This is a genomic window from Candidatus Clostridium stratigraminis, from assembly GCF_045310675.1.
Classification (GTDB): domain Bacteria; phylum Bacillota; class Clostridia; order Clostridiales; family Clostridiaceae; genus Clostridium_AT; species Clostridium_AT stratigraminis.
In genome coordinates this window covers 38,827-61,305 of sequence record NZ_JBJHZZ010000014.1, presented here as the reverse complement: position 1 = coordinate 61,305, position 22,479 = coordinate 38,827, and the positions used below count along the sequence as shown (strand labels likewise).

25 protein-coding genes and 1 other annotated feature are annotated in these 22,479 nt (G+C 30.1%); of the genes, 21 read left to right on the top strand and 4 right to left on the bottom strand.

Features of this window, described 5'->3' with window-relative positions:
• Positions 1 to 16: 16 nt before the first annotated feature.
• A complete protein-coding gene (locus ACJDUG_RS15005) occupies positions 17 to 1,294 on the bottom strand; it encodes an FAD-dependent oxidoreductase (RefSeq protein ID WP_406770687.1) in 1,278 nt (425 codons plus the stop codon).
• A 212-nt stretch (positions 1,295 to 1,506) separates the two neighbouring features.
• Here ACJDUG_RS15005 and ACJDUG_RS15000 point away from each other — a divergent pair, with 212 nt between their 5' ends.
• The 7 genes from ACJDUG_RS15000 (at position 1,507) to ACJDUG_RS14970 (ending at position 6,793) form a co-directional block, all read left to right on the top strand.
• Positions 1,507 to 1,719, top strand: coding sequence for a hypothetical protein (locus ACJDUG_RS15000; RefSeq protein ID WP_406770686.1), 213 nt, complete (start codon positions 1,507 to 1,509; stop codon positions 1,717 to 1,719).
• 83 nt (positions 1,720 to 1,802) lie between these two features.
• Positions 1,803 to 2,711, top strand: coding sequence for a 3'-5' exonuclease (locus ACJDUG_RS14995; RefSeq protein WP_406770685.1), 909 nt, complete (start codon positions 1,803 to 1,805; stop codon positions 2,709 to 2,711).
• On the top strand, positions 2,704 to 4,245 hold the full coding sequence (gene lexA / locus ACJDUG_RS14990; RefSeq protein ID WP_406770684.1) for a transcriptional repressor LexA: 1,542 nt from the start codon (positions 2,704 to 2,706) through the stop codon (positions 4,243 to 4,245). The genes ACJDUG_RS14995 and lexA overlap by 8 nt, the downstream gene beginning before the upstream one ends.
• A gap of 102 nt (positions 4,246 to 4,347) precedes the next feature.
• Positions 4,348 to 5,616 carry a UDP-N-acetylglucosamine 1-carboxyvinyltransferase gene (gene murA / locus ACJDUG_RS14985; RefSeq protein ID WP_406770683.1) on the top strand — a complete coding sequence of 423 codons (1,269 nt, stop codon included), beginning with the start codon at positions 4,348 to 4,350 and terminating at the stop codon, positions 5,614 to 5,616.
• 162 nt (positions 5,617 to 5,778) lie between these two features.
• On the top strand, positions 5,779 to 5,967 hold the full coding sequence (locus ACJDUG_RS14980) for an alpha/beta-type small acid-soluble spore protein (protein ID WP_406770682.1): 189 nt from the start codon (positions 5,779 to 5,781) through the stop codon (positions 5,965 to 5,967).
• A gap of 173 nt (positions 5,968 to 6,140) precedes the next feature.
• Positions 6,141 to 6,416 (top strand): hypothetical protein, encoded by a 276-nt coding sequence (locus ACJDUG_RS14975; RefSeq protein WP_406770681.1) that lies wholly within the window; start codon positions 6,141 to 6,143, stop codon positions 6,414 to 6,416.
• Positions 6,417 to 6,472: 56 nt separating this feature from the next.
• Positions 6,473 to 6,793, top strand: coding sequence for a spore coat protein (locus tag ACJDUG_RS14970; protein ID WP_406770680.1), 321 nt, complete (start codon positions 6,473 to 6,475; stop codon positions 6,791 to 6,793).
• A gap of 30 nt (positions 6,794 to 6,823) precedes the next feature.
• Here ACJDUG_RS14970 and ACJDUG_RS14965 read toward each other — a convergent pair whose 3' ends face one another.
• Entirely contained in the window at positions 6,824 to 7,726 is a 903-nt protein-coding gene (locus ACJDUG_RS14965; RefSeq protein ID WP_406770679.1) for a hypothetical protein, read from the bottom strand.
• A gap of 268 nt (positions 7,727 to 7,994) precedes the next feature.
• Between ACJDUG_RS14965 and ACJDUG_RS14960 the strand changes: the two genes are divergently transcribed.
• From ACJDUG_RS14960 to ACJDUG_RS14950, 3 genes are all read left to right on the top strand, one after another.
• A complete protein-coding gene (locus ACJDUG_RS14960) occupies positions 7,995 to 9,032 on the top strand; it encodes an ABC transporter ATP-binding protein (protein WP_406770678.1) in 1,038 nt (345 codons plus the stop codon).
• On the top strand, positions 9,033 to 9,896 hold the full coding sequence (locus tag ACJDUG_RS14955) for an ABC transporter permease (RefSeq protein ID WP_406770677.1): 864 nt from the start codon (positions 9,033 to 9,035) through the stop codon (positions 9,894 to 9,896).
• A gap of 135 nt (positions 9,897 to 10,031) precedes the next feature.
• Positions 10,032 to 11,462, top strand: a complete 1,431-nt coding sequence (locus tag ACJDUG_RS14950) for a GldG family protein (RefSeq protein WP_406770676.1) — start codon at positions 10,032 to 10,034, stop codon at positions 11,460 to 11,462.
• A gap of 147 nt (positions 11,463 to 11,609) precedes the next feature.
• On the opposite strand, the gene ACJDUG_RS14945 is transcribed toward ACJDUG_RS14950, so the two are convergent.
• Positions 11,610 to 11,867, bottom strand: coding sequence for a hypothetical protein (locus tag ACJDUG_RS14945; RefSeq protein ID WP_406770675.1), 258 nt, complete (start codon positions 11,865 to 11,867; stop codon positions 11,610 to 11,612).
• Between the two features lie 203 nt (positions 11,868 to 12,070).
• Between ACJDUG_RS14945 and ACJDUG_RS14940 the strand changes: the two genes are divergently transcribed.
• The 9 genes from ACJDUG_RS14940 to ACJDUG_RS14900 all read left to right on the top strand — a co-directional run bounded on the left by ACJDUG_RS14940 (position 12,071) and on the right by ACJDUG_RS14900 (position 20,169).
• Entirely contained in the window at positions 12,071 to 12,295 is a 225-nt protein-coding gene (locus ACJDUG_RS14940; RefSeq protein ID WP_406770674.1) for a hypothetical protein, read from the top strand.
• Positions 12,296 to 12,416: 121 nt separating this feature from the next.
• Complete coding sequence (locus ACJDUG_RS14935) at positions 12,417 to 13,322, top strand: metal ABC transporter substrate-binding protein (protein ID WP_406770673.1); 906 nt, start codon at positions 12,417 to 12,419, stop codon at positions 13,320 to 13,322.
• Positions 13,323 to 13,437: 115 nt separating this feature from the next.
• Positions 13,438 to 15,237 (top strand): MutS family DNA mismatch repair protein, encoded by a 1,800-nt coding sequence (locus ACJDUG_RS14930; RefSeq protein WP_406770672.1) that lies wholly within the window; start codon positions 13,438 to 13,440, stop codon positions 15,235 to 15,237.
• Between the two features lie 16 nt (positions 15,238 to 15,253).
• Positions 15,254 to 15,736, top strand: a complete 483-nt coding sequence (locus ACJDUG_RS14925; protein WP_406770671.1) for an LURP-one-related/scramblase family protein — start codon at positions 15,254 to 15,256, stop codon at positions 15,734 to 15,736.
• 70 nt (positions 15,737 to 15,806) lie between these two features.
• Positions 15,807 to 16,041, top strand: a binding site (T-box leader).
• A 139-nt stretch (positions 16,042 to 16,180) separates the two neighbouring features.
• A complete protein-coding gene (gene asnS, locus ACJDUG_RS14920) occupies positions 16,181 to 17,572 on the top strand; it encodes an asparagine--tRNA ligase (RefSeq protein WP_406770670.1) in 1,392 nt (463 codons plus the stop codon).
• A 133-nt stretch (positions 17,573 to 17,705) separates the two neighbouring features.
• The gene (mnmH, locus tag ACJDUG_RS14915; protein ID WP_406770669.1) at positions 17,706 to 18,737 is read left to right on the top strand and encodes a tRNA 2-selenouridine(34) synthase MnmH; all 1,032 of its coding nucleotides are present in this window, start codon (positions 17,706 to 17,708) and stop codon (positions 18,735 to 18,737) included.
• Positions 18,738 to 18,753: 16 nt separating this feature from the next.
• Complete coding sequence (locus ACJDUG_RS14910; RefSeq protein WP_406770668.1) at positions 18,754 to 19,611, top strand: DMT family transporter; 858 nt, start codon at positions 18,754 to 18,756, stop codon at positions 19,609 to 19,611.
• A 29-nt stretch (positions 19,612 to 19,640) separates the two neighbouring features.
• Complete coding sequence (locus ACJDUG_RS14905; RefSeq protein WP_406770667.1) at positions 19,641 to 19,910, top strand: DUF1294 domain-containing protein; 270 nt, start codon at positions 19,641 to 19,643, stop codon at positions 19,908 to 19,910.
• 85 nt (positions 19,911 to 19,995) lie between these two features.
• Positions 19,996 to 20,169: a hypothetical protein gene (locus tag ACJDUG_RS14900; protein WP_406770666.1), complete on the top strand. Its 174-nt coding sequence runs from the start codon at positions 19,996 to 19,998 to the stop codon at positions 20,167 to 20,169.
• Between the two features lie 39 nt (positions 20,170 to 20,208).
• On the opposite strand, the gene ACJDUG_RS14895 is transcribed toward ACJDUG_RS14900, so the two are convergent.
• The gene (locus ACJDUG_RS14895; protein ID WP_406770665.1) at positions 20,209 to 21,048 is read right to left on the bottom strand and encodes a YihY/virulence factor BrkB family protein; all 840 of its coding nucleotides are present in this window, start codon (positions 21,046 to 21,048) and stop codon (positions 20,209 to 20,211) included.
• A 174-nt stretch (positions 21,049 to 21,222) separates the two neighbouring features.
• On the opposite strand from ACJDUG_RS14895, the gene ACJDUG_RS14890 reads away from it, so the two are divergent.
• Both ACJDUG_RS14890 and ACJDUG_RS14885 read left to right on the top strand, forming a co-directional pair.
• Positions 21,223 to 21,621, top strand: coding sequence for an HNH endonuclease (locus tag ACJDUG_RS14890; protein ID WP_406770664.1), 399 nt, complete (start codon positions 21,223 to 21,225; stop codon positions 21,619 to 21,621).
• A gap of 261 nt (positions 21,622 to 21,882) precedes the next feature.
• Positions 21,883 to 22,272, top strand: coding sequence for a hypothetical protein (locus ACJDUG_RS14885; RefSeq protein WP_406770663.1), 390 nt, complete (start codon positions 21,883 to 21,885; stop codon positions 22,270 to 22,272).
• Positions 22,273 to 22,479: the final 207 nt, after the last annotated feature.

Sequence of the window (22,479 nt, the reverse complement as noted above, 5' to 3'; positions counted from 1 at the left end):
TAAACTCTCCATTTTTTTATATAAGAGCTTTTGAAAATATATTTTTTAAACCTAAAGCTTCAATTCGATTGGTTATATCTGCATTATCTGTACTATAGAGCCCTAATTCTTTCATTCTAACGAAATACTCACTTCCAGAAAAGGTATGGCGTATCTTTCTCCCGTCTAAAGTACTTAGTCTAAAATTAGCATAAAAAATTAAATCCCCAATAGCAGTTTTATTTGGTAATATTAAAAGAGGAATATTTAATAAATATCTAACAGCATTATGACCTGCCAAGGCACCAGTACTCATTGCTTCCGTATGCCCCACAAAAAAGCCTGATTTTTCACCTGCGCAAAAAAGGTTATCTATACCCAGCACCTTCATATCATTTGATCTAGGTGCTGCAGATAAATATCTTATGGAATTACCGATTCCGCCTGAGTAAGGATCCATAAATCGAGCATCTTTGAGGCCAGGAAGCTTTCTAAGTTTATCTAATGGATAATAGGGTGTCATAACCTTAATATGACCTGTATCTAATAAAATAAGGTTTTCTGCAAATTCATCCAAAGCATATTGCTGACAAACTTTTAGTTTTAGCTTATCTCTATTTTGATCTTCACTTGGAATTTTTAATATCGCAATGCCTTTATCACTAAGTTCCTTTAAAAGCCCTGAAGAAAGGCTATCTCTAGATATTTCGCAGGATCCGCTAAAGGCACCAGGAGAACCACTTTCTCTTTCACCAATAATATCTTCTACTCCAGCTTTTGCATTTACACTTATCCTAGGGCCAAAGGTAGGACATCGCAAAATACACATTACACATCCATGACCGTATCTTGAGCAATTGTCCATTGCACCTGTAGAGCCAGTTGCATCAATAAAAACATCACCAAAAATTAAGGAATTATCCGAAAGCTTTAATGCCTTTATTTTATTAGATTCCTTAACTACATTTGAAACTCTAGAAACCAAGTTTATTTCAATGCCAATACTTAATAGATATCTCCTTACAGCTGGTTCTAGCTTATTTACATCACATAAAGTTGCATGTTTGTGTTCTGGAAAATCAATATTCCTGTGCATTGCATTTTCATCAGCAATTTTTATTAATTCTCCTGCACCTAAATTAATTAGCTCTTCCGCTGCAGTATATCTTCCATTGTTTCTCATAATACCACCAACATTTCCTAGGCCAAGAAGTAAATCAGTTTTTTCAAAAATAGAAACTTCTGCACCAGCTTTTTTAGCTGTAATGGCCGCAGAGCAGCCTGCCCAGCCGCCACCAATAATTATTACCCGCATTTATCTTCCTTTTAGAAATTGCTGTTATATTATTATATGACAATACTACTTAGTAGGACACTAGGAATTTAACATTTATAAAATGCACATAATATATTAGAAATAAAATTCAGGGTGCATAACAATTCATAATAGTTATGTACCCCAAAGAAATACAGGAGGCGTAACAATTAATAATTGTTGCGTACCCCAGAGATAGACAGGAGGGTCTTATGTTTGAAAAAAGTCATATAGATTTAGGGAAGCTAGATAGAGTTCCATCAGGTAAACCCTTTGAATACAAGGATGTGGTAAGTGATAAACTTGATTCGATTTTGCATACTGAAGATGGAAAAAGGTTTAAAGATGAGGTGGAGAAGGGGCTTTATAATAATATTAAAATTGAAAAAGATACTGGAAGTCATTTACTATACAAAAAATTATAAAATAAAATCTAGAGATTTGTTCTCTAGTTTTATTTTTTTTGTTATAATATAATGTGCTAACTAGAATTTAGGGGATGAAGTTTTTGAATTATGTAATATTAGATCTTGAATTTAACAATTTAAGAGAAATAACAGAATATTATCCGGATTTTTATGAGAACAATCCTGATTTAATAGATGCTAAATATGAGAATGAAATTATAGAAATAGGGGCTATTAAATTAGACAGAACCATGAAAGAGGCAGGACGGTTTAAAACTTATATTAAACCAAATATTTATAAAGTTTTAAATCCAAGGGTTTCTGAGATTACAGGAATTAATGAAGACCAGCTTAAAGAAGGTATTGGTTTTTTAGAGGCTTTAAATAAGCTTGGAAAGTTTACCGGGGAAGATTCAATTATTTGTTCCTGGGCAAAAGATGATATTGCAGAAATTATAAGAAATGCTGATTATTATCATTGCAGCGCTATTGACTGGCTTAATGGATATATTGATCTTCAGGAGTACTGTACAAAAATTTTACTTGAGAAAAAGTCTATAAGTTTAATACATGCATTAAATAGATTAAGAATAAAGGTAAAAGAAGAGGAACTACATGATGCCTTAAATGATGCATATTATACTTCTGAGGTATTTAAAAGAATATATAATGATAAAGCAGTTAAGAGTTTTATCGTAAGGGATATAATTAATATGCCTTCCATAATGATAAGGGATCTTGAGAAATTTCAATTAGAAGAAGAAAAAGCTAAACTTTCTTGCCCTAAATGTGGTTCTTTAGTAGAATTAGAATATCCCTTGAAGCTATTTAGGTGGAGATTCATAGGGATTGGAAGCTGTCTTAATTGTAACAGCAAGATTCTTCAGAAAGTTATAGTTAAGCAAAGCCTTGCAGGAGATAAGGTATATTTAAATGACAATAGATTTTTAAATGATAAAGAATACATAGAATTAGTTGATAGGTTTGAGCATAATAAAATGATTGATTAATCATAAGGGAAGGCAGGAAATTAGAATGCAGCTGGATGTAATACAAGAAAAAATTATTAGAAGTAAACCAAATAAGCTAAGCCTTATCAAAGGCAGTTGTAACACAGGAAAAACAACAACTGCTGTATATAGGACGCTTTATCTTAAAAATAATTATTGTTTATTTGATGAGGATAAAATTCTTATACTTGCCAAGGACAGCAGAAATAGAGATCAAATTCGAACTATGTACAATCTAATTGATGATGATACCAAATTTGATTATAAAACCTTATTTACAAATAATGTTGATAGGGTTGATGTATTAACTGTAGGGGATATAATTAATAGATACTATTTTAAATATACGAATTCTGAAAAGAAATGGTTTAAGGTAATTCAAGAGGAAAAAGAAAAGGCTGAGATTATTAGACAGTGTTTAAATAAAATAAGTAACCAATATGGAAATTTAAAAATTCTAAAAAAGGCAAAAATAAAGTTTTTTATTGATGAAATAGATTGGATAAAGGCGTGCGGCTACAGGGAATTAGAGGTTTATCAATATTCTAATAGGATTGGCCGTAAATGTAAAAAAGGTGAAGGGCCATTTAGATTATTAAAAAATTCCAAAGAAAGAGAAGCAATATATGAAATCTACAAAAAGTACAATGAAATTCTTTTGGAAAATGGTCTTATTGATAAACTTGATATATCTTATTTAGCCTTGATGGAAGCAAAAAAATCTATAGATGGTAAGTATACACATATAATAGTGGATGAAAGCGAAAGCCTTACAAAGACTCAATTAGATTTTATAAAAGCACTTTTTATGAACAAAAATTATTCAAGTCTTATGTTTACAATCAATAAGGAAGAGACTTTAAATTTTAAAGCATGGTTTATTAAAGGCAGAAGGCTAAAAGACCTTAAACTAGACTTTACAATAAAAAATTATAATTTAGTTAAAACCTATAGTAACCTTAAAGAAAATATTTTAAATGAAGCAGCTACTGCAATGGACATAAGAGGAGACAATTTTGGTTCAATGGAATGCTTTCAATATGTAGACATTAAGCATCATGTAAAACATGTATATAAAAGAGATGCAAATTATGATAAGGAAATTATAGCTTTAGAAACTAACGAAGAAATAGTTTATTCAGAGAAGGATTTACTAGAACTGCCTGTTTATAGCGATATTGCAGCAGGTGAACCAATAATGATGAGCTCTGAAGTATCGGATCAATTTTATCTTCCGGAATATTGGATAAAAGGCGGTAAACAAAATTTTATTCTGAAAGTTAAGGGAGATAGTATGATTGGAGCAAATATATTTGATGGAGACTATGTTGTAATTAAAAAGCAAAGTATGGCACAAAATGGAGACATTGTTGCTGCTGACATAGAGGGCAGCGCAACCTTAAAAACCCTTAGCCTAGGTAAAGATGTTCCAATGCTTATGCCAGAAAATGAAAAGTACAGCCCCATATTTTTACATGACAAACAGGTTTCTATATTAGGTGTGGCAGTAGGCATAATAAAAAAACAAAATTAAGGAATAGTTTAAAAAGCTATTCTTTTTTTTATTTGTTGTTACCATAAAGCTTGTTTATACATATTATGAAAGATAATCACTATATAAACAGGAGCAATATATATGAGGTATTTACAGGTAAAACATTCTGAAATGCTTACTGGTAAGGTAAAGATACCGGGTTCAAAGAATAGTTCCTTAGCATTAATTCCAGCATGTTGTTTAGCAGATGAACCCATTATTTTAAAAAATATTCCCCATATTTTAGATATTAAAAGAGTTTTCGAAATTAGTAAGGATATTGGTTTTTCAATTGCAAGTAAAGAAGACAATTTAATTTTAGATCCTACTAGAATTAAGAATTCTATAATCGAACCCCAAAAGGCTTCTGCCTATAGAGCTTCTTACTATTTTATTGGAGCTCTTCTTCATAAATTTAAAAAAGTTTCAATAGGATATCCAGGAGGAGATAATTTCGGCTATAGACCAATAGATCAGCATATAAGCGGACTTAAGGCTTTAGGCGCAAGGTTCAGTTTCTATAACAATTATTATGTGGTTGAGGCTGATGAACTCGTAGGTACCGAAATAACCTTTGACAAGCTTACCTTTGGTGGAACTATTAATATAATACTAGCAGCAGTAAAGGCTAAAGGTACCACCGTACTAAAAAATGCGGCAAGGGACCCAGAAGTTGAAGACTTAGCCAGTTTGTTAAATAAAATGGGTGCTAACATTAAAGGTGCTGGTACAGATACTGTTATAATTGAAGGTGTTACAACATTGAAAAGCTGTATTCATTCAGTAATTCCGGATAGATTAATTGCAGGTGCTTTATTAATGGCGGCTGGATCAACTAAGGGAATAATTACTGTTGAAAACGTAATACCTTCTCATCTGGAATCCTGTTTACAAAAACTAAGGGAAGCTGGATTATTTATAGAAATTGGTGAGAATTCTATAACTACTTATGCTAAAAATAAACTTAATGGAATTTCTGTAGAAGCAGGAATGTACCCGGAGTTTGGTACAGACTTCCAGCAGCCTTTAACTGCAATGTTAACTGGGGCTTTTGGTATGAGTGTAATAGTAGATAAAGTTTATCCTGGAAGATTCAATCACTGCAGGGAACTAAATAAACTTGGAGCAAAAATTGAAATACAGGATAATAAGGCAATTATTCCGGGGAAAAGCTTTTTAACTGGTGATTGGGTTAAGGCCACCGACGTAAGAGCAGGCATATGCCTCATTTTAGCTGGCTTAAGCGCTGAAGGAACAACCTATATAACAGGCATTGATCATATTGAAAGAGGATATGAAAACTTAGTTAAGGATTTTTCCTGTCTAGGTGCTGATATAACACTCTATGATAGTGATGTTAAAAGAAATTAAAATTATTAGTAAAAAAATACAAAAGTGTTTATTTTAATTCTTCCTGATAAAATTTAAATTTATTGGTTTAAATTTAATAGTGTATTATTACAAAAAAAGAGCAAACTTATATTACAACACCAAAATAACTATAAAATTAACTGACTAAAGGAGGAATTAATAATGGCAAGAAATAAGGCTCTAGTACCTCAAGCAAAGGCAGGATTAGATAGGTTTAAAATGGAATCTGCTAAAGAAGTTGGCGTTAATTTAAAAGATGGTTATAATGGAGATTTAACTTCAAGAGAAGCAGGATCAATTGGCGGACAAATGGTTAAAAAGATGGTTGAATCCTATGAACAAAACCTATAGTAAGGCAATATACATTTTATATAAAAAGGCTGAAACCTAAGGTTTTAGCCTTTTTTTTAGAGGTTAAAGTCCTAAATGGAATTTAACGGGCAGTTTGCGAGCGGAGCGAGTGATTTTAAACTGCCCAGTGAGCGAAGACAAAGTCCTAAATGGACTTTAAAAGGAGGAATAAAATGAGTAGTAATTTAGCTCCACATGAAATATTAAATATACAGGAATTATTTAATAAAAATTTACTAGAGGCAAAAATGCTTACAAATAATTTAACTATGGTTCAAGATGAGAATTTAAAGCAAATAATGCAGGAACAGCTTCAAGGCAAAAAAACAAGACTTAAAGAATTGGAGGATTTTATTAATACCCAAATGAATAATCAAAATAACAATCAAAACAATCAAAACAATCAAAATAACAACCCTAATAATAATCAAAACAATAATCAGAGTTAATAATCAGAACAATTTAAGAAAACAATATTTAAGTAAAACATAAAGGATGGTATAGTATGACATGGATAAGTAACATATTAGGGAATGAAAATAAAGGCACCTTAAGTGATAAAGATTATGCACTAGAATTTTTAAATACATCAAAGGAAGATATTAAAATGCTTAGCAAATCTATTACTGAAGCTTCAAACGCCGAACTTAGAAAAATATTTTCTAATCAATTAAACACCTCAATAAATGATTACTTTAAACTATCAGATTTAGCTAATCAAAAAGGCTATTATAATGCCTATGCAGCTCCAAGTTCTCAAATTCAGCAGGACATTCAGGAAGCGAAAAATCTACAAAATCCACAAAATCAACAAAATCCTCAATAATGAATTAAAAAGGCACAGATCGTGCCTTTTTTAAATTAAGTCGATAATAGGTTTTGATAGGAAATTATCTACTATAGCTTCTGAAATATCGTTAATTATTATCTTCATATCACTATTAATAAGTAACATGTCATAATTATTATTAAAGAAATTTGTGGTAAGCTCATCTATTAAATTTAAATCGCTTAAACTCATATTATAAATCTCTGTTCCTAATTTCTCTTCAATTACATTAAATATTATATCAAAAAAGCTTGGATTTACAATATTTTCTGAAAGTGCATTAGTTAATGAGTTTATAATAGCATTTCTTCCTTCAACAGGGAAGTATGTGCTAAATTCAGATATTTTCTTCTTCATTATTTTATCTATTTCATTATTAATAAAGTTAATTATTTCTAAAACATTCTGTGGATCATTTAAATAATCTTCAATGGAGCTTTTAAACCTGCTATATATATTATTGACATTTATAAATCTTGATACCATAGAACCCATACTATTTATCACATTATTTATTTCTTTATAAATCCTTTTTTCTATTTCTTTGTTTGATAATATTTTTTTAAATCCAGAAATAAGATCATCTTTATGATTATATATATATACTTTAAAACTATTAATTACTGCAGGGGGAATTGTTTTTTCTAATGTTTTTTTAGATTTTTCTAAGGCACTTAAATTATTATCTATTAAAATAGATATTTGATTTTTAAAGCTTTGGGATTTAATGGTATTTGAAAGTTCCTCCTTAAATTTAGATTTAATATTTTTATAAGCTGTACTTTGAATTAATTCTTTTTTATTTTCTATAATTATTTTTTTAAACTCCATGCTCATATGTTGACTTAAAGCTTGTTTAAAACTCTCATTTTTTAAGTTCTCCATAAGATAATCATTAATTTGTATTTTTAATTCAGCTGATTTTTCCACTTTATTCCTCCTTTTAGTTGGAACACGGGGTAATTTAACCTCCTCGTATTCCTATTCTGCACTAAATTATTAGCAATCATTTCTTATTCCTTATTTATCTGAATTAATAACTTCATGTTCATATTTACGACTATATATTCTAGTATACTATAATATGTATGAAAATAGCATAGAATTAATCCATATTAAGGGTATTTTTTGAATAAGTAATGAGGATATTATAATATTCACAAATTGGTAATGAAATGTAAAAATAATATTTACTTTTATGCCACAAAACTGTGATAAAATAATTTTTGTTAGACAAGCAATTACTTATAAAAGAAAAACTGGAAATAAATTGAATTATGAAGGAGGCAGTAAATTGATTCAGGTTGAAAATCTTGTAAAGAAATATGGACAGCAAACTGTTTTGAACGGTATAAATTTAACAGTTAATGAAGGTGAAATTTTAGGGCTTTTAGGCCCCAACGGGGCAGGTAAATCTACTACAATGAATATTATAACTGGCTACATCTCAGCCACTGACGGAAATATCGAAGTCGATGGACTTAATATTTTAAAAGATCCAAAGAAGGTAAAAAAGAAGATAGGATATTTGCCTGAGATTCCTCCTTTATATATGGACATGACTGTAGAAGAATATCTTTTATTTGTAAGTAAAATTAAGGGCATAAATAGAAAAGATATAAAAAACTCTATTGATAAAGTAACTGAACTTGTAAAAATAAATAATTATAGAAATAGGCTTATTAAAAACCTTTCTAAGGGTTATAAACAAAGAGTAGGACTTGCGGAGGCTATAATAGGTAACCCGGAAATACTTATATTAGATGAACCAACAGTAGGATTGGATCCTAAGGAAATAATAGAAATAAGAAGTTTAGTTAAAGAACTAGGAAAAACTCATACAGTTATATTGAGTTCACATATACTCTCTGAAGTAAGTGCAATATGTGATCGCGTTGTCATTATTAATAAAGGTGAAATAGTAGCTAGCGGAACCCCATATGAACTGTCAAGAACACTAATTTATAATAATAAGCTTTTATTAAGGATAAAGGAAAAGGGCAAAGTTGCAGAAAAAGTACTCCAGGAAATAAGAGGTATCCAAAATATTAAAATTCAAGGTGTTGTTGAAAATGGAACAATAGATATATTAATTGAAGCAAAACAAAATGAGGATATTAGAGAAGAAATATTTTTTAAACTAAGTAAAGCTGAAATTCCAATTCTTATGATGAAGCCTTTGGATTTATCTTTAGAAGAGGTATTTCTGCAAGTTACAAATGAAGGGGGAATTTAAATGCTAGCTATATTTGAAAAAGAAATAAAGTCATACTTTTGCTCAGCAGTGGGCTATGTGTTTATTGGGGTTTTCCTGCTTGTATGCGGAATATTTTTTGCAAATTATAATCTTTTGCCTGCAAGTCCTCTATACAGTGATGTTCTATCAAGTATGACCTTTTTATTCCTCATACTTGTACCGATACTCACTATGAAGCTTTTAGCTGAAGAAAAGCATCAGAAAACAGACCAGCTTCTGATGACTTCCCCTTTAAGAGTTAGTGAAATTGTAATTGGAAAATATTTAGCATCTGTAACATTATTTTTTATTACATTATTAGTAACAGTTCTGTATCCACTTATATTAAGCAAGTTTGGTACACTTCCAGTTGGAGAAATTATAGCGACTTATATAGGTTTTGCTTTTATGGGAGCAGCTTTTATATCAGTAGGGATCTTTGCTTCCTCTTTTACAGACAATCAGGCTGTTGCAGCTGTAGTATCTTTTGGAATATTACTTTTAATTTGGATAATGGATTGGGTTCAGCAGGGGCTTCCCAGCGGAAAGACATCGGGAATTGTATTTGCTGCAGTACTAGCAATTGGATTGTCAGTTTTATTATTTTTCGTATTACGGAATATTATTATATCTGGTCTGACTACAGTAATAGGGGCAGGTATAATGCTTATAATATTCTTAAAAAATTCTGCACTTTATGAAGGATTTTTACCAAATTTTTTTGGATGGTTTTCTCTTTTAAAAAGGTTTGAATACTTTGGAATGGGTATATTGGATCTGGGTTCAGTTCTTTATTATCTCTCTTTCTCTATTCTCTTTGTTTTTTTTAGCATTCAAATGATAGAGAAAAGAAGATGGAGCTAAGGAGAGGTAAAAGTCCTAAATGGGCTTCTACGGGTAGTCTGCCGATGAGTAATCGGCAAGTTAGACTACACAGTGTTGCGAGCGGAAGCGAGTAATCTTAAACTACTCAGTGGTGACCACAAAAGGAGGAAAGCCATGAAAAAAATTGATATCAAAAGGTCTTTTAAAACTAAAAAATTTAAATATGGTGCTTTTTCAGCAATAACTGCACTTGTATTATTAACCGTGCTTATAGTTATAAATCTAGCTGTAGGCAAGTTAGATATTAAAAAAGATTTAACACAAGAAAAAATATATTCAATTACAGATCAATCTAAAAATATGCTTAAAAATTTAAAGTCTAATACAGATATAATAGCCTTCTATGAAACGGGGAAAGAGGATCCTGGAATTAAAGCTGTGCTTAATCAATATAAAATGGCCTCTAATAAAATTACAATAGAATATAAAGATCCAGTTAAGTATCCAGCAATTGTTGAAAAATATAATAAAGGTGGTACGAAACCTTCAACAGGAAGTGTTGTGGTTGAAAGTGGCAGCAAATATAAGGTAATATCTTCAGATGACTTTTTTAATCAAACTGTAGATAGTTATGGAAATAGTCAGATTAGTTCCTTTAATGCAGAGAAGCAGATAACAAATGCTATTATCTACGTTAATTCTGGTAATGAACAGGCCTTATATACCCTTACTGGACATGAAGAGGAAGCACTTACTTCAGATGTCTTAAATCAGCTACAAGCTGAAAATTACAATATAAAGGACATAAATTTACTGGAAGGAGGCTCTACTCTACCTAAAGATAGTATTTTGGTTGTTGTCTCACCTAAAAAAGATTTATCAAAGGAGGAAGCACAAAAAATTAAAAACTTTTTACAAAGTGGAGGAAGAGCTGCCTTTTTTATGGATATTCAGAAGGAAAAACTCCCCAATTTTCAAGATGTTCTTTCCATATACGGCGTTACACTCCAAAATGCAGTTGTTGTTGAAGGAAATGCTCAGAATACGGCTAGTACTCCAGTTTATTTATTACCTAATTTTCAGGATCATGTAATTGTTAATGAATTGAAGTCTAATAAGCTTGATGTACTTCTCCCTTTATCACAAGGAATAGAGGAGTTAAAATCAAAAAAAGATACTACTACAATAGAGCCTTTACTTACCACTTCAAGTAATTCCTGGGGTAAAGTAAATTTAAATGCAACTACTTTTACAAAGGAGAAAGGGGATTTTAATGGGCCTTTTAATCTTGCAGTAGCAATTACCGATGAAAATAAAACTGCAGGAACAACTACTAAAATCGTAGTAGTGGGAAATGCCTATTTTATGAACTCAGATGCAGTTTCTGCAACTAACGGAAATAATATAGATTTTGCAGTTAATTCATTAAATTGGCTTCAAGATAATAAAGATAGTATTTCAATAAGACCTAAAGATTTAACTGTACCAAATCTAACGATGAATGATCTTCAAAAGATTGCACTTTCAGGTGTTGTTGTAATTTTAATCCCAGTTGTTGTTATGATTATAGGTATTATTGTTTGGCTTAGAAGAAGACATAGATGAAGATTTGCATTAAATTAAGGGTACAAATAAAAGAGTAGTTTTAAAGTATGAAGATGAACACAAATCTATAAAATTAAGGACAGATAATCATAATTATCTGTCCTTAATTTTATATAAGACAACTTAATTCTTTAAATACTTTATAAATTAACTAGTGAAAGCTTGCAGTATTATGTAATCTTGACCTTCATCTTTAGCACGTTCAATTGCTTCATCTTTTGTTGCACCATTAATTACAATATTATCCTCCATTGTATTGATTTCGGTAAGGCTTTTTACAATAGTTTCATCAGTCTGGCCTCTTTTACGCATATCCTGAATTTGGTCATAAGTATTTTTGCTTATTTGTTTTACAGCACAGTTATAAGGGTCATTCATTAATATTACACTATAATGCTCTTTCATTAAAAGACCTCCTAGTATTTTAATCTGTAGCAATTGTTTTAATATTTACTTTAGACATATTAAGATTATTAACCAATAGGTGCCTAAAATAAATTTTCAGTACAGTATATTGTCTCACAAATATTAATTTTTATGATTATATATGCATAATTTTATAAAAGTTTATGTAATATATATAAGAAAATAGTTGAGAGGTGGATTAAATGGATGATGAGCTTATTATGGAAGAAATGATAGAAGCTCTTGAAATTAATGGTGAAATAAGACTTAGTAATGAAGAACAGGAACTAAGTATTCAATCAATTGATGATAAGGATGGCTATTCCTATATTAGCAGTACAAATAAACAATTTGACGACAGCAGAGAAGCTATAGAATGGGTAATTCTTCAATTTGACGGACTAGAAAATATAGAGGAATGGGAATGAGAAATTAAGTGGGTGAATACCCACTTTTTTATATATGCTCGTATTGACATGAAGAAAATTTTAAGATAATATTATGTAGATGCAAATGATTTGCATTGAAATATTATTTAGGAGAATATCAATGACAAAGAGGTTAATTACAGCAATTCTCATTTTAGCTGTGTCAGTTGTTTTTGCTGGTTGCAGCAATAAAGTAGCTGCAGATAGTGTTAATAATGAAAACAGCCAAAATAGCAATGGAAAAGTAAATGTTGTAGTATCATTTAATGCATTAAAAGAATTTGCACAGGCTGTAGGGAAAGATAAAATAGATGTCAAGGTTATAGTTCCGGAAGGAACAGAACCTCATGATTTTGAACCTAAACCTAGAGATATGGAAAACATTAATAATGCACAGGTATTTATCTATAATGGTCTTAATATGGAAACTTGGGTGGATAAAACTTTAAGTGCTGTTGACAATAAGAAACTTTTATCAGTTGATGCTTCAAAAAATATTGATGTTATTAATACTGCAGGCCAAACCGATCCACATATATGGCTTAGCTTAAGAAATGCACAAATAGAAGCAAAAAACATTTTAGATGCACTTGTTAAAGTTGATGGTAAGAATAAAGCATATTATGAGAGAAATTACACTGATTTTTCTAATAAGCTTAAAAGTCTAGATGAAAATTATAACAGTAAGTTTGAAGCAGTATCAAATAAGGATTTTGTAACTGGTCATGCTGCTTTTGCATATCTTTGCAGGGATTATAAGCTGACGCAAAACAGTGTAGAGGATGTTTTTGCTGAAGGAGAGCCAACTCCAAAGAAGTTAAAGGATTTAGTCGATTATTGTAAGGGAAATAATATAAAAGTTATATTTATGGAAGAATTAGCAAGTCCTAAGGTTTCTGAAACCTTAGCAAAGGAAGTTGGAGCGAAGGTAGAGAAAATTTATACTATAGAAAGTAAAGAAGACGGAAAAGATTATATTCAAAGTATGAAAGATAATTTAGACATGATATATAATAGTTTAAAATAGCCAAGATAGCCTGTGCCTTTAACTGTAAGGTACAGGCTTTTATACTAAAAATTCCAATTGGTCATTAAATATGGTATAATACCAGAGAGAAAATATCTATGGGGAGGACACAGGTTTGCTAAATTCAATGAAAATATATGAAAAAAGAAATAAACGTTATGAAAATCTTTTGATTGGCTTAAAAAATACAAGTAATTTCATTAGTGCCTTAAGGTTTATTATTTTTGCAGCCACTTTAATTTTCACTGTTTATAGCTTTTTACATAAGGAATATTACATAGCAATAATTATTTTTTTTATTGGCTTAATAATATTTATAATATTGATGCTTAAGCATAATAAGGTTATTAAAAATAGAAAATTAACAGAGGCAATTTTGCATATAAATGATTTATCCCTATTAAGATTAAGAGGTGAATGGAAAAGCTTCTTAGATAAAGGAGAAGAATTTATAAATAATGAGCATAATTATGCAGAGGATTTAGATATACTTGGTGGAAATTCCTTATTTCAATGGATAAATAATGCTTATACCCCTCTGGGTAGAATCCAATTAAAAAATCGCTTATGCTTTCCGAAGCTTGATAAAAAAGCGATATACGAAAGTCAAGATGCAATTAAGGAACTTTCTAAGAAGGTAGGGTTTAGACAAGAGCTGGCTGCAGAAGGCAGTTTCATATTAACTAATAAATCAGAAAATGATGAAATGTTTAATTGGGCTGAAAAGGCAAACTCTACTGCTAACAAAGATTTTTTTAAATTTATAATTTTATTAATGCCGCTAATTACAGTTATATCAATATTGCTATTTTTAGTTTTCAATGTTGTAGGCTATGTAGTCCCCTTAATCTTTATGGCAGTTAATCTGGGTATTCTAAAATTACAAGAAAAACAGAGAACTGAGATTCTGGACACTATCTATAAATATAAGAAAAATCTAAAACTCTTTTATAAAATGATAAAATTAATTGAAGAGAAAAATTTTCATTCAAAGCTATTAAATGAAATTAAACATGAATTTATAGGCGATAAATTTAAGGCTTCTAAGGCAATAAATAAGCTGAGTAAAATTTCAGATAAAGTTTCTGATAGGCGTAATCTTTTTAGCATTCTGCTTAATGTAATTTTTCTATGGGATTTTCATTTAATTGTACAACTGGATAATTGGAAAAAACAGTATGGAAGGTTAGTAATGCCTTGGCTTAATGCTATTGGGGACATGGAAGCCTTATCAAGCTTGAGTATAATTGGATTTGATAACCCTGAATGGACCTTACCCGTTATAGATAACAACCTGAAAGTAAGAGCTATAAATACAGCTCATCCCTTATTGCCTAAAGATGCCGTAAGTAACGGCGTAGATCTTAATAAAAATTCTAGTATATTTTTAATAACTGGCTCTAACATGTCAGGTAAAAGCACATACTTACGGACTATAGGAATTAATCTCGTCCTAGCCTATGCAGGAGCAAGCGTTCGTGCAGAGGAATTTTCCTGTGGTCTTATGAATATATATACCTGTATGAGAATAAGCGATAATCTTGAAAAAAGTATTTCTTCTTTTTATGCGGAAATAATTCGAATTAAAAAGATTGTAGCTGCAGCGAAAGGTGGAGAAACAGTATTCTTTCTATTAGATGAAATATTTAAAGGAACAAATTCTTTAGATAGGCACATTGGAGCTGAAGCACTTATTAATATGTTAAGTAAAGAAAATACACTTGGCATTATTTCTACACATGATCTTGAACTAGGGGATCTGGAAAACAAAAATCAAAAGGTGGAAAACTACAATTTTCAAGAATATTACAAGAATAACGAAATACATTTTGATTATAAATTAAGAAAGGGTATTTCAACTACAAGAAATGCTAAATTTCTTATGAAGCTTGCTGGGATAGAATTTAAGGAATAACGAAGGAGTGGGATGTATGAGGTATCAAATTAGACAAAGAGTATTAAGTATGGCGGACAGTTTTACTATTAAGGATGAATTTGAAAATGATAGATTCATAGTAAGAGGAAAATTTTTTTCCTTTGGTAACAAACTAAGAATATATGATTTAAATGATAGAGAGGTTTCCTACATTGAGCAGGAAATGTTTCATTTTCTACCAAGGTATAATATTTTCTTAAATGAAACTTATGCTGCTACTGTAAAAAAAGAAATGAGTTTTTTTAAGCCTAGTTTTTATATTGAAAGTACAATGGGGAATTATACCATTGAAGGAGAAATCTTTTCACATGAGTTTCAAGTTTTTAAGGATGGAAGAGAAGTTGCGCATGTAAGTAAAAAATGGTTTTCCTTTTCAGATACCTATGGTGTGGAGATTGAAGATACAGAAAATCAAGAATTTATGCTGTCACTTGTAATTGTAATAGATCAAATATTATATGATAACAAAAATAAGTAATAAGTCATATGGCTACCATTAAAATTTGACATAACATATTTAAATGTGTATAATGAATTAAAATTATATAAGTAAAACTTTGATGAGAAGAGTAGCTATTATGCAGATTTAAAGAGAGCTGTGACTGGTGGAAACACAGTATGAAGCTTTTAGCGAAGAACAGCTCTGAGTTTCTAACTGAAATCCATGGATAGTAGGCTTAGACGTAACCAATGCGTTATTATTGGAAAGTATGATACGTACTTTTTAAGCTGGCTTTTTTAAGCAATCTGGGTGGCACCGCGGAATTTACCTTCGTCCCATTAATTATTTAATGGATGAGGGTTTTTTTATTTCATATTTTCTTTAGATGTATTTGTTTATAATATGTCTATATAAGTAACTTAATGTACATAGTAGCTAATAATTACTATGTACAGTATAAAACTTTAGGAGGGAATTAAAATGGAAGGTACAGTAATAAAGCAGCTTTACAGAGAAACTGGAAAGTTTGAGGGACAATTGGTAAGATTATCCGGTTGGGTTAGAACAATAAGAGCATCTAATGCTTTTGGCTTTATAGAGCTTAATGATGGAAGCTTTTTTAAAAATGTTCAAGTAGTATTTGAAAGTAATTTAGAAAATTATAAAGAAATATCTAAACTCCCAATAAGCTCATCTATTTCAGTAGAGGGTATATTAGAACTAACTCCAGATTCTAAGCAGCCCTTTGAAATAAAGGCAAAGAACATAATAATTGAAGGACTATCTCAATCAGATTATCCACTGCAAAAGAAGAGACATTCGCTTGAATATTTAAGGACAATTGCACATTTAAGACCCAGAAGCAACACATTTTCGGCAGTTTTTAGGGTTCGCTCAATTGCAGCATATGCAATACACAAATTCTTTCAGGAAAGAGGTTTTGTGTATGTACACACCCCAATAATAACTGGGAGTGATGCTGAAGGTGCTGGAGAAATGTTTAGGGTTACAACCTTAGATTTAAGCAATATACCTAAGGATGAGAAGGGTGCAGTAGATGCCTCAAAGGATTTCTTTGGAAAACCGACAAATTTAACTGTTAGTGGACAGCTAAATGGAGAAACCTTTGCCCTTGCCTTTAGGGACATATACACCTTTGGACCTACCTTTAGAGCTGAAAATTCAAACACTGCAAGACATGCAGCTGAATTTTGGATGATTGAACCAGAAATGGCCTTTGCTGACTTAGCTTATGACATGGAAGTTGCAGAAGCTATGGTGAAATACATTATTACCTATGTTATGGAAAATGCTCCAGAAGAAATGGAATTTTTCAATAAATTTATAGACACAGGTTTAATGGAAAGATTAACACATGTTGTTAATTCTGATTTTGGTAGAGTAAGCTATACTGAAGCAGTTGAGATTCTAGAAAAATGCGGAGAAGAATTTGAATATCCAGTTAAATGGGGCATAGATCTTCAAACTGAACACGAAAGATATTTAACTGAGAAATACTTCAAAAAGCCTATTTTTGTATACAATTATCCTAAAGATATTAAAGCATTTTATATGAGAGCTAACGAAGATGGAAAAACTGTAGCCGCAGCTGATCTTTTAGTACCAGGAATTGGAGAAATCATTGGCGGAAGTCAAAGAGAAGAAAGGCTTAAGGTTCTTGAAGCTAGAATGGAAGAACTAGGACTTAATAAAGAAGATTACTGGTGGTACTTAGAACTAAGAAAGTATGGAGAAACTGTACATTCAGGTTTTGGACTAGGATTTGAAAGAATACTTATGTACCTAACTGGAATGTCAAATATTAGAGATGTAATACCATTCCCTAGAACTACTGGAACATCAGAGTTTTAGTATTACTTTTATAAAAAACAATGCCCTCTTAAGCTAGCTGTCGCAAGTTTTGTGACAGCTGCTTTTCATTTTTGACATAATTATTTTTTAGGGTTATACTAGTTTGCAGAATGTTCACATGCAAGGAGATAAGATGTTTAAGTCGATAAATTATTGTGATTTAAAAGGAAATTTTGCATTAATTGATGTAAGAAGTCCTATGGAATATAAAGAAGCTACAATTCCAGGTGCTATAAATATTCCTATTTTTGATAATGAAGAGAGAAAGGAAATAGGTTATGTTTATGTAAATGAAAATGTTGAGAGAGCAAAATATTTAGGAGTACAGGCTGTATCCAAGAAATTGCCTAAGATTTACAATGAAGTAAGTAAGCTAGATAAAGAATATGATAAACTTATACTTTTTTGCGCAAGAGGTGGAATGAGAAGCTCAAGCCTCTGCGGCCTTTTAACAACCTTAGGACTCAATACCTATAAGTTAAGTGGAGGATATAAAGCCTACAGAGGATACATTAATGAAATGCTGCCTAAAGAAAATGAAAAGGTTAAATATATTGTTCTTCATGGAAAAACTGGAGTTGGAAAGACAAGGCTCTTATATAACTTAAAGAGAAATGGTATGGATGTTCTAGATTTAGAAGAGGCTGCAAACCATAGAGGGTCTTTATTAGGCAGCGTAGGATTAAAAGGTGAAAGAAGCCAAAAACACTTTGAATCTTTAGTATTCAATTCCTTAATTCAAAGGAAAAGTAACTTTATTTTTGTTGAAGGTGAAAGTAAAAGAATAGGAAATATAATTATACCAGAGTTTATATATAGTAATATGGAAGCAGGCATACACCTGCTAGTTGATGCTGATATTGAATATAGGTGCGAGTTGATTTTAGAGGAATACACAAAAAAAGAAAATTCCAAGGAAGATATACTTAAGTCATTAGATTTACTTAGTAAATATATCAGTAATAAAAATATTAGTAAATATAAGGATTTTATACTTAATGACAGGTATTATGAAGTAGCAAAAGAATTAATGTTAAAGTACTATGACCCAATGTATCAAAGCAGCATTGAAAAGTACAATTATGAACTTCAGTTAAATATTTGGGATTTAGAAATGTGTACAGAGAAAATAATTAAATGGGCAAAGGAAAACTTCTTATTATAAGAAATCAGGTGATTAATTGAAAATTGGTTATATATATTCAATAATTTCGGCAATATTATTTGGCTGTGCTGGTTTAGTGTTAAAATTTGCTTATGTAGAAAAAATAGGACCTGTGGAACTCCTTACTTTTCAATATATAATAGCGGTTTGTGTTATGTTTATTATACTGTATATTAAAAACAAAGGGTTTCCTAAACTTAGCAAAAGTGACTTGCTTCATCTTTGTATTCTTGGCGTTTTAGGAAATACTTTTATGACTATTTTTTATTACACTGCTTATCAATATCTAACTATGTCAATGGTAACAATACTATTATACACATATCCAGTTATGGTGTTTTTGTATTCCTTAATTTTTGAGAAAATAAAGATTAAGTTAGCTAAAATAATAGCATTAATATTTGCATTTATAGGATGTATACTTGCATTAAATTTACTAAATGGAAATATAAATTATTCTTCTAAAGGTATTATTTTTGGTTTATTATCTGCTGCCTTCTATGCTTTTATGAATATATATTCTGAAAAAAAACTTACGAATATTGATTCTTTCAGTATAAATGCCTATTCTACTTTATTTTCTTTAATATCTCTAATTCTTTATAAATTTCCGATTTTTATTTTTAATGGAGAAGTTACTAAAACAACTTTTATTTGCACTGTTATATTAGCAGTTTTCTGTGAGATAATTCCTTTAACTCTTATGTATGCCGCAATAAAGCATATTGGCTCTTTAAAGGTATCTATTATAGGAAACTTAGAAACTCCAACAGCAATGCTGCTTTCCTTTTTTGTATTAAGAGAGCCTATTAGTTTTGTACAAGTATTAGGTGCTATTTTAATCTTTTGTGCTGTATATATAATTAGAAAATAATCGCTATTGAATTGGAGGAAAAGTAGATAATGAAATTTATTTTAGTGTATTTAACTGCTATTAATATTTTTGGAATATATATTATGTATCTTGATAAAAGAAAAGCAAAAAAAGGTTATTGGAGAGTGCCAGAAGCAACATTATTTATGGTAGCAGCTATTTTTGGAAGTCTAGGGATTTTAATTGGAATGAAACTATTCCATCATAAAACAAAGCACCTAAAGTTCGTAATTGGAATACCTGCAATTTTAATAGTACAAGTATATATAATTTACAAGTTATTTCAGCTTATTACATAAGTTCCATGGCATAAATCATTCTTTTTTTGGGCAATACAATAAAAGATATAAGATTTTTTTAGATTAGCTCAAAGGAGATGATGAAATGGTACAAAATAAAAAAAGAAATTTAACTGAAGAAGCTAAAAATAAATCGATGATGCAGAAGAGCTTAAATAGTTTAAATTCTAAAAATGGATATCAAAATACTGGTAATGATGCACAAGTTCATGCAAAAGCTTATGCAATGAGGCAAAGCGATAACGGATCTCATATGTAGCATGTAAAGGGGCTGTCCACAGCCCTTTTATTATTAATATTATTTTGACCTATTTAAGCTTAGCCTTCTGTAGGAAACTGTGGCATTTATTTCCCCGCCGATTAATATTATAACTGAGCTTAAGTATAGCCAGGACATTAATGCTATAATTGCTCCAATACTGCCATAGATTTTAGAATAACTTCCAAAGTGATTAACGTAATAAGAAAAAACAAAGGAGGTTAAAGTCCAGCCAACTGTAGTAAAAACGGCGCCTGGAAAGGTTTCTTTAAAGGTTAGTCTTTTACTTGGAGTATATTTATACACAGCATTAAACACTATAAGCATAACTACTAGCACAATAAAGTATCTTGAGAAGTCTAATAAATACTCAGCTAGATTTGGATATTTAAAATGTGATAATAAAAGTTTTCCGCCAATTTCACCGAAAACTAAAAGTGCTAATGAAATAATTATAATTAATGCAAGACCTAATGTACACATTAAAGATGTTAATTGGACCTTAAAGAAAGATCTGCTCTCTTTTTCATCATAAGCCTTATTTAAACAGCGAATAACGGCATTAAACCCATTGGTAGATGTCCAGATTGTTATTATCATACTAAAAGATAAAAGTCCTCCTCTTCTAATATCAACTATTTCAATCACAGTTTTTTTTATTAATCCAAATACTTCATTCGGTAATATATTTTTTAGTATGCCTAAAATATCTTGACTTTTAATAGAACTATACCCTAGAATTGTTAAAAGTAAAATTAAAAAAGGAAAAAGAGATAAAAGAAAGTTATAAGCTAGCTGTGAACTCATTGCAGAAATATCATCATCAATATATCTATAAAATAGACTCTTGAAAATGTTTCTTGGGTTATTCTTATTCAAGCAAAACACCTCTATAATCATTATCCATAATATTTTATTAAAATAATCATATTATTATACCTTACATGAATATACTTATCAATTAGCGCGAGGGGATTATTAGAATATTTCATAGAACTATGTTATAATTTAAATGTAACATAACTTTTTGTACAATCATTAGGAGGGTTGTTTTTGTATAAGTGTGAAATATGTGGTAAGGAAGCTGATATTCATCATATAATTCATAAAAGTGAGGGAGGACTTGATTTTTCAGCTAATTATAAGTATTTATGTTCAAAACATCACAGAGGTAAATATGGTCCGCATAGAGATAATAAAATTGATATAACTTATAAATTAGAGCTTCAAGAAAATCTTAATGAATTATTATTTAAGGAATTTTATTCTATGGAAGAGCTTAATTTATTTCTAGGCTTAAATAAAAGCAAAGTAAGGAAGCTTTTTAAAGACCTTCGACTTTATAAGGAAGGCTACAAAAAAAGCGAAATAATATTTAGACTTATGGGAAAACATTGTTACAATGAGAATATGTTAGAAGATTATATTGATTTAATGGTTATAAATATATAAAAATTAAATATAAATTAGACTTTTAGATAATTAAAGATGAGGTACCTATTTTCTTCTCTAAAATGGAAAGCTTTCTATAGTATTTTCAATACAAAATTTGCAACAATAATAATGAGGTTAAAGTCTAAAATGGACTTTAAAGGGGTAGTTTAAGTCATAAATGGACTTCTATGGGTGATCTAACCATGTGAAATCGGCAAGTTAGACTACACAGTGTAAACTGCCCAGTGTTCTGAATAAAATAAAAGGAGGAATTTTTGTATGGGAGATAAAGGTTTAGAAAAGCAAAAAAAGGCTGAGCAGCTTGAAAATGAAAGAAGAGTAGAAAACCTAATAGATATCGTAGAAAATAAAACAAGGACCGATAGGCATTTAGAGCAGCATTCAGATATAGGTGATCCAGATAGATTAGATCATGCAAAAGAAGTACAGGATGCAAGAGAAACACAAATTGAAAATCTTAAGAATGCAATTGTATATGGGGATAATAGTAAAAACGATACAGAAGATCAAATTAGTAATTTAAAAGATAATTATACTTTTGCTGAAGGATATATAAACCATAATGGAGATCATATGTCTGATAAAGCATATAATAACCTAAAGAAAAAACAGGAAAATAGAAAAGAACAATTAGATCAGCTTCAATAAAAAAAGCTGTGTGATTTGAATTTTAAAATCACACAGCTTTTTTAGCTATTAACATTTTAGTGTGCTAGACATTTAATGCTTTAAAGCATTCTAATAAAATTGAACATAAAAAATCTATTCAAACAATATAATTTTAATAGATAAAAATAAAGAACAATTTATGCGATTATGAATAAAATGATACTATGATTAAATTTTAGTGGGGTG

Bases quoted from the DNA above. Each gene is read 5' to 3' on its own strand.
- ACJDUG_RS14885 (WP_406770663.1), top strand. From the start codon at position 21,883: ATGGGAGATAAAGGTTTAGAAAAGCAAAAAAAGGCTGAGCAGCTTGAA.
- ACJDUG_RS14900 (WP_406770666.1), top strand. From the start codon at position 19,996: ATGGTACAAAATAAAAAAAGAAATTTAACTGAAGAAGCTAAAAATAAA.
- mnmH (WP_406770669.1), top strand. From the start codon at position 17,706: ATGTTTAAGTCGATAAATTATTGTGATTTAAAAGGAAATTTTGCATTA.
- asnS (WP_406770670.1), top strand. From the start codon at position 16,181: ATGGAAGGTACAGTAATAAAGCAGCTTTACAGAGAAACTGGAAAGTTT.
- ACJDUG_RS15000 (WP_406770686.1), top strand. From the start codon at position 1,507: ATGTTTGAAAAAAGTCATATAGATTTAGGGAAGCTAGATAGAGTTCCA.
- ACJDUG_RS14940 (WP_406770674.1), top strand. From the start codon at position 12,071: ATGGATGATGAGCTTATTATGGAAGAAATGATAGAAGCTCTTGAAATT.
- murA (WP_406770683.1), top strand. From the start codon at position 4,348: ATGAGGTATTTACAGGTAAAACATTCTGAAATGCTTACTGGTAAGGTA.
- ACJDUG_RS14935 (WP_406770673.1), top strand. From the start codon at position 12,417: ATGACAAAGAGGTTAATTACAGCAATTCTCATTTTAGCTGTGTCAGTT.
- ACJDUG_RS14955 (WP_406770677.1), top strand. From the start codon at position 9,033: ATGCTAGCTATATTTGAAAAAGAAATAAAGTCATACTTTTGCTCAGCA.
- ACJDUG_RS14925 (WP_406770671.1), top strand. From the start codon at position 15,254: ATGAGGTATCAAATTAGACAAAGAGTATTAAGTATGGCGGACAGTTTT.
- ACJDUG_RS14950 (WP_406770676.1), top strand. From the start codon at position 10,032: ATGAAAAAAATTGATATCAAAAGGTCTTTTAAAACTAAAAAATTTAAA.
- ACJDUG_RS15005 (WP_406770687.1), bottom strand. From the start codon at position 1,294: ATGCGGGTAATAATTATTGGTGGCGGCTGGGCAGGCTGCTCTGCGGCC.
- ACJDUG_RS14970 (WP_406770680.1), top strand. From the start codon at position 6,473: ATGACATGGATAAGTAACATATTAGGGAATGAAAATAAAGGCACCTTA.
- ACJDUG_RS14980 (WP_406770682.1), top strand. From the start codon at position 5,779: ATGGCAAGAAATAAGGCTCTAGTACCTCAAGCAAAGGCAGGATTAGAT.
- ACJDUG_RS14960 (WP_406770678.1), top strand. From the start codon at position 7,995: ATGCCACAAAACTGTGATAAAATAATTTTTGTTAGACAAGCAATTACT.
- ACJDUG_RS14975 (WP_406770681.1), top strand. From the start codon at position 6,141: ATGAGTAGTAATTTAGCTCCACATGAAATATTAAATATACAGGAATTA.
- ACJDUG_RS14945 (WP_406770675.1), bottom strand. From the start codon at position 11,867: ATGAAAGAGCATTATAGTGTAATATTAATGAATGACCCTTATAACTGT.
- ACJDUG_RS14905 (WP_406770667.1), top strand. From the start codon at position 19,641: ATGAAATTTATTTTAGTGTATTTAACTGCTATTAATATTTTTGGAATA.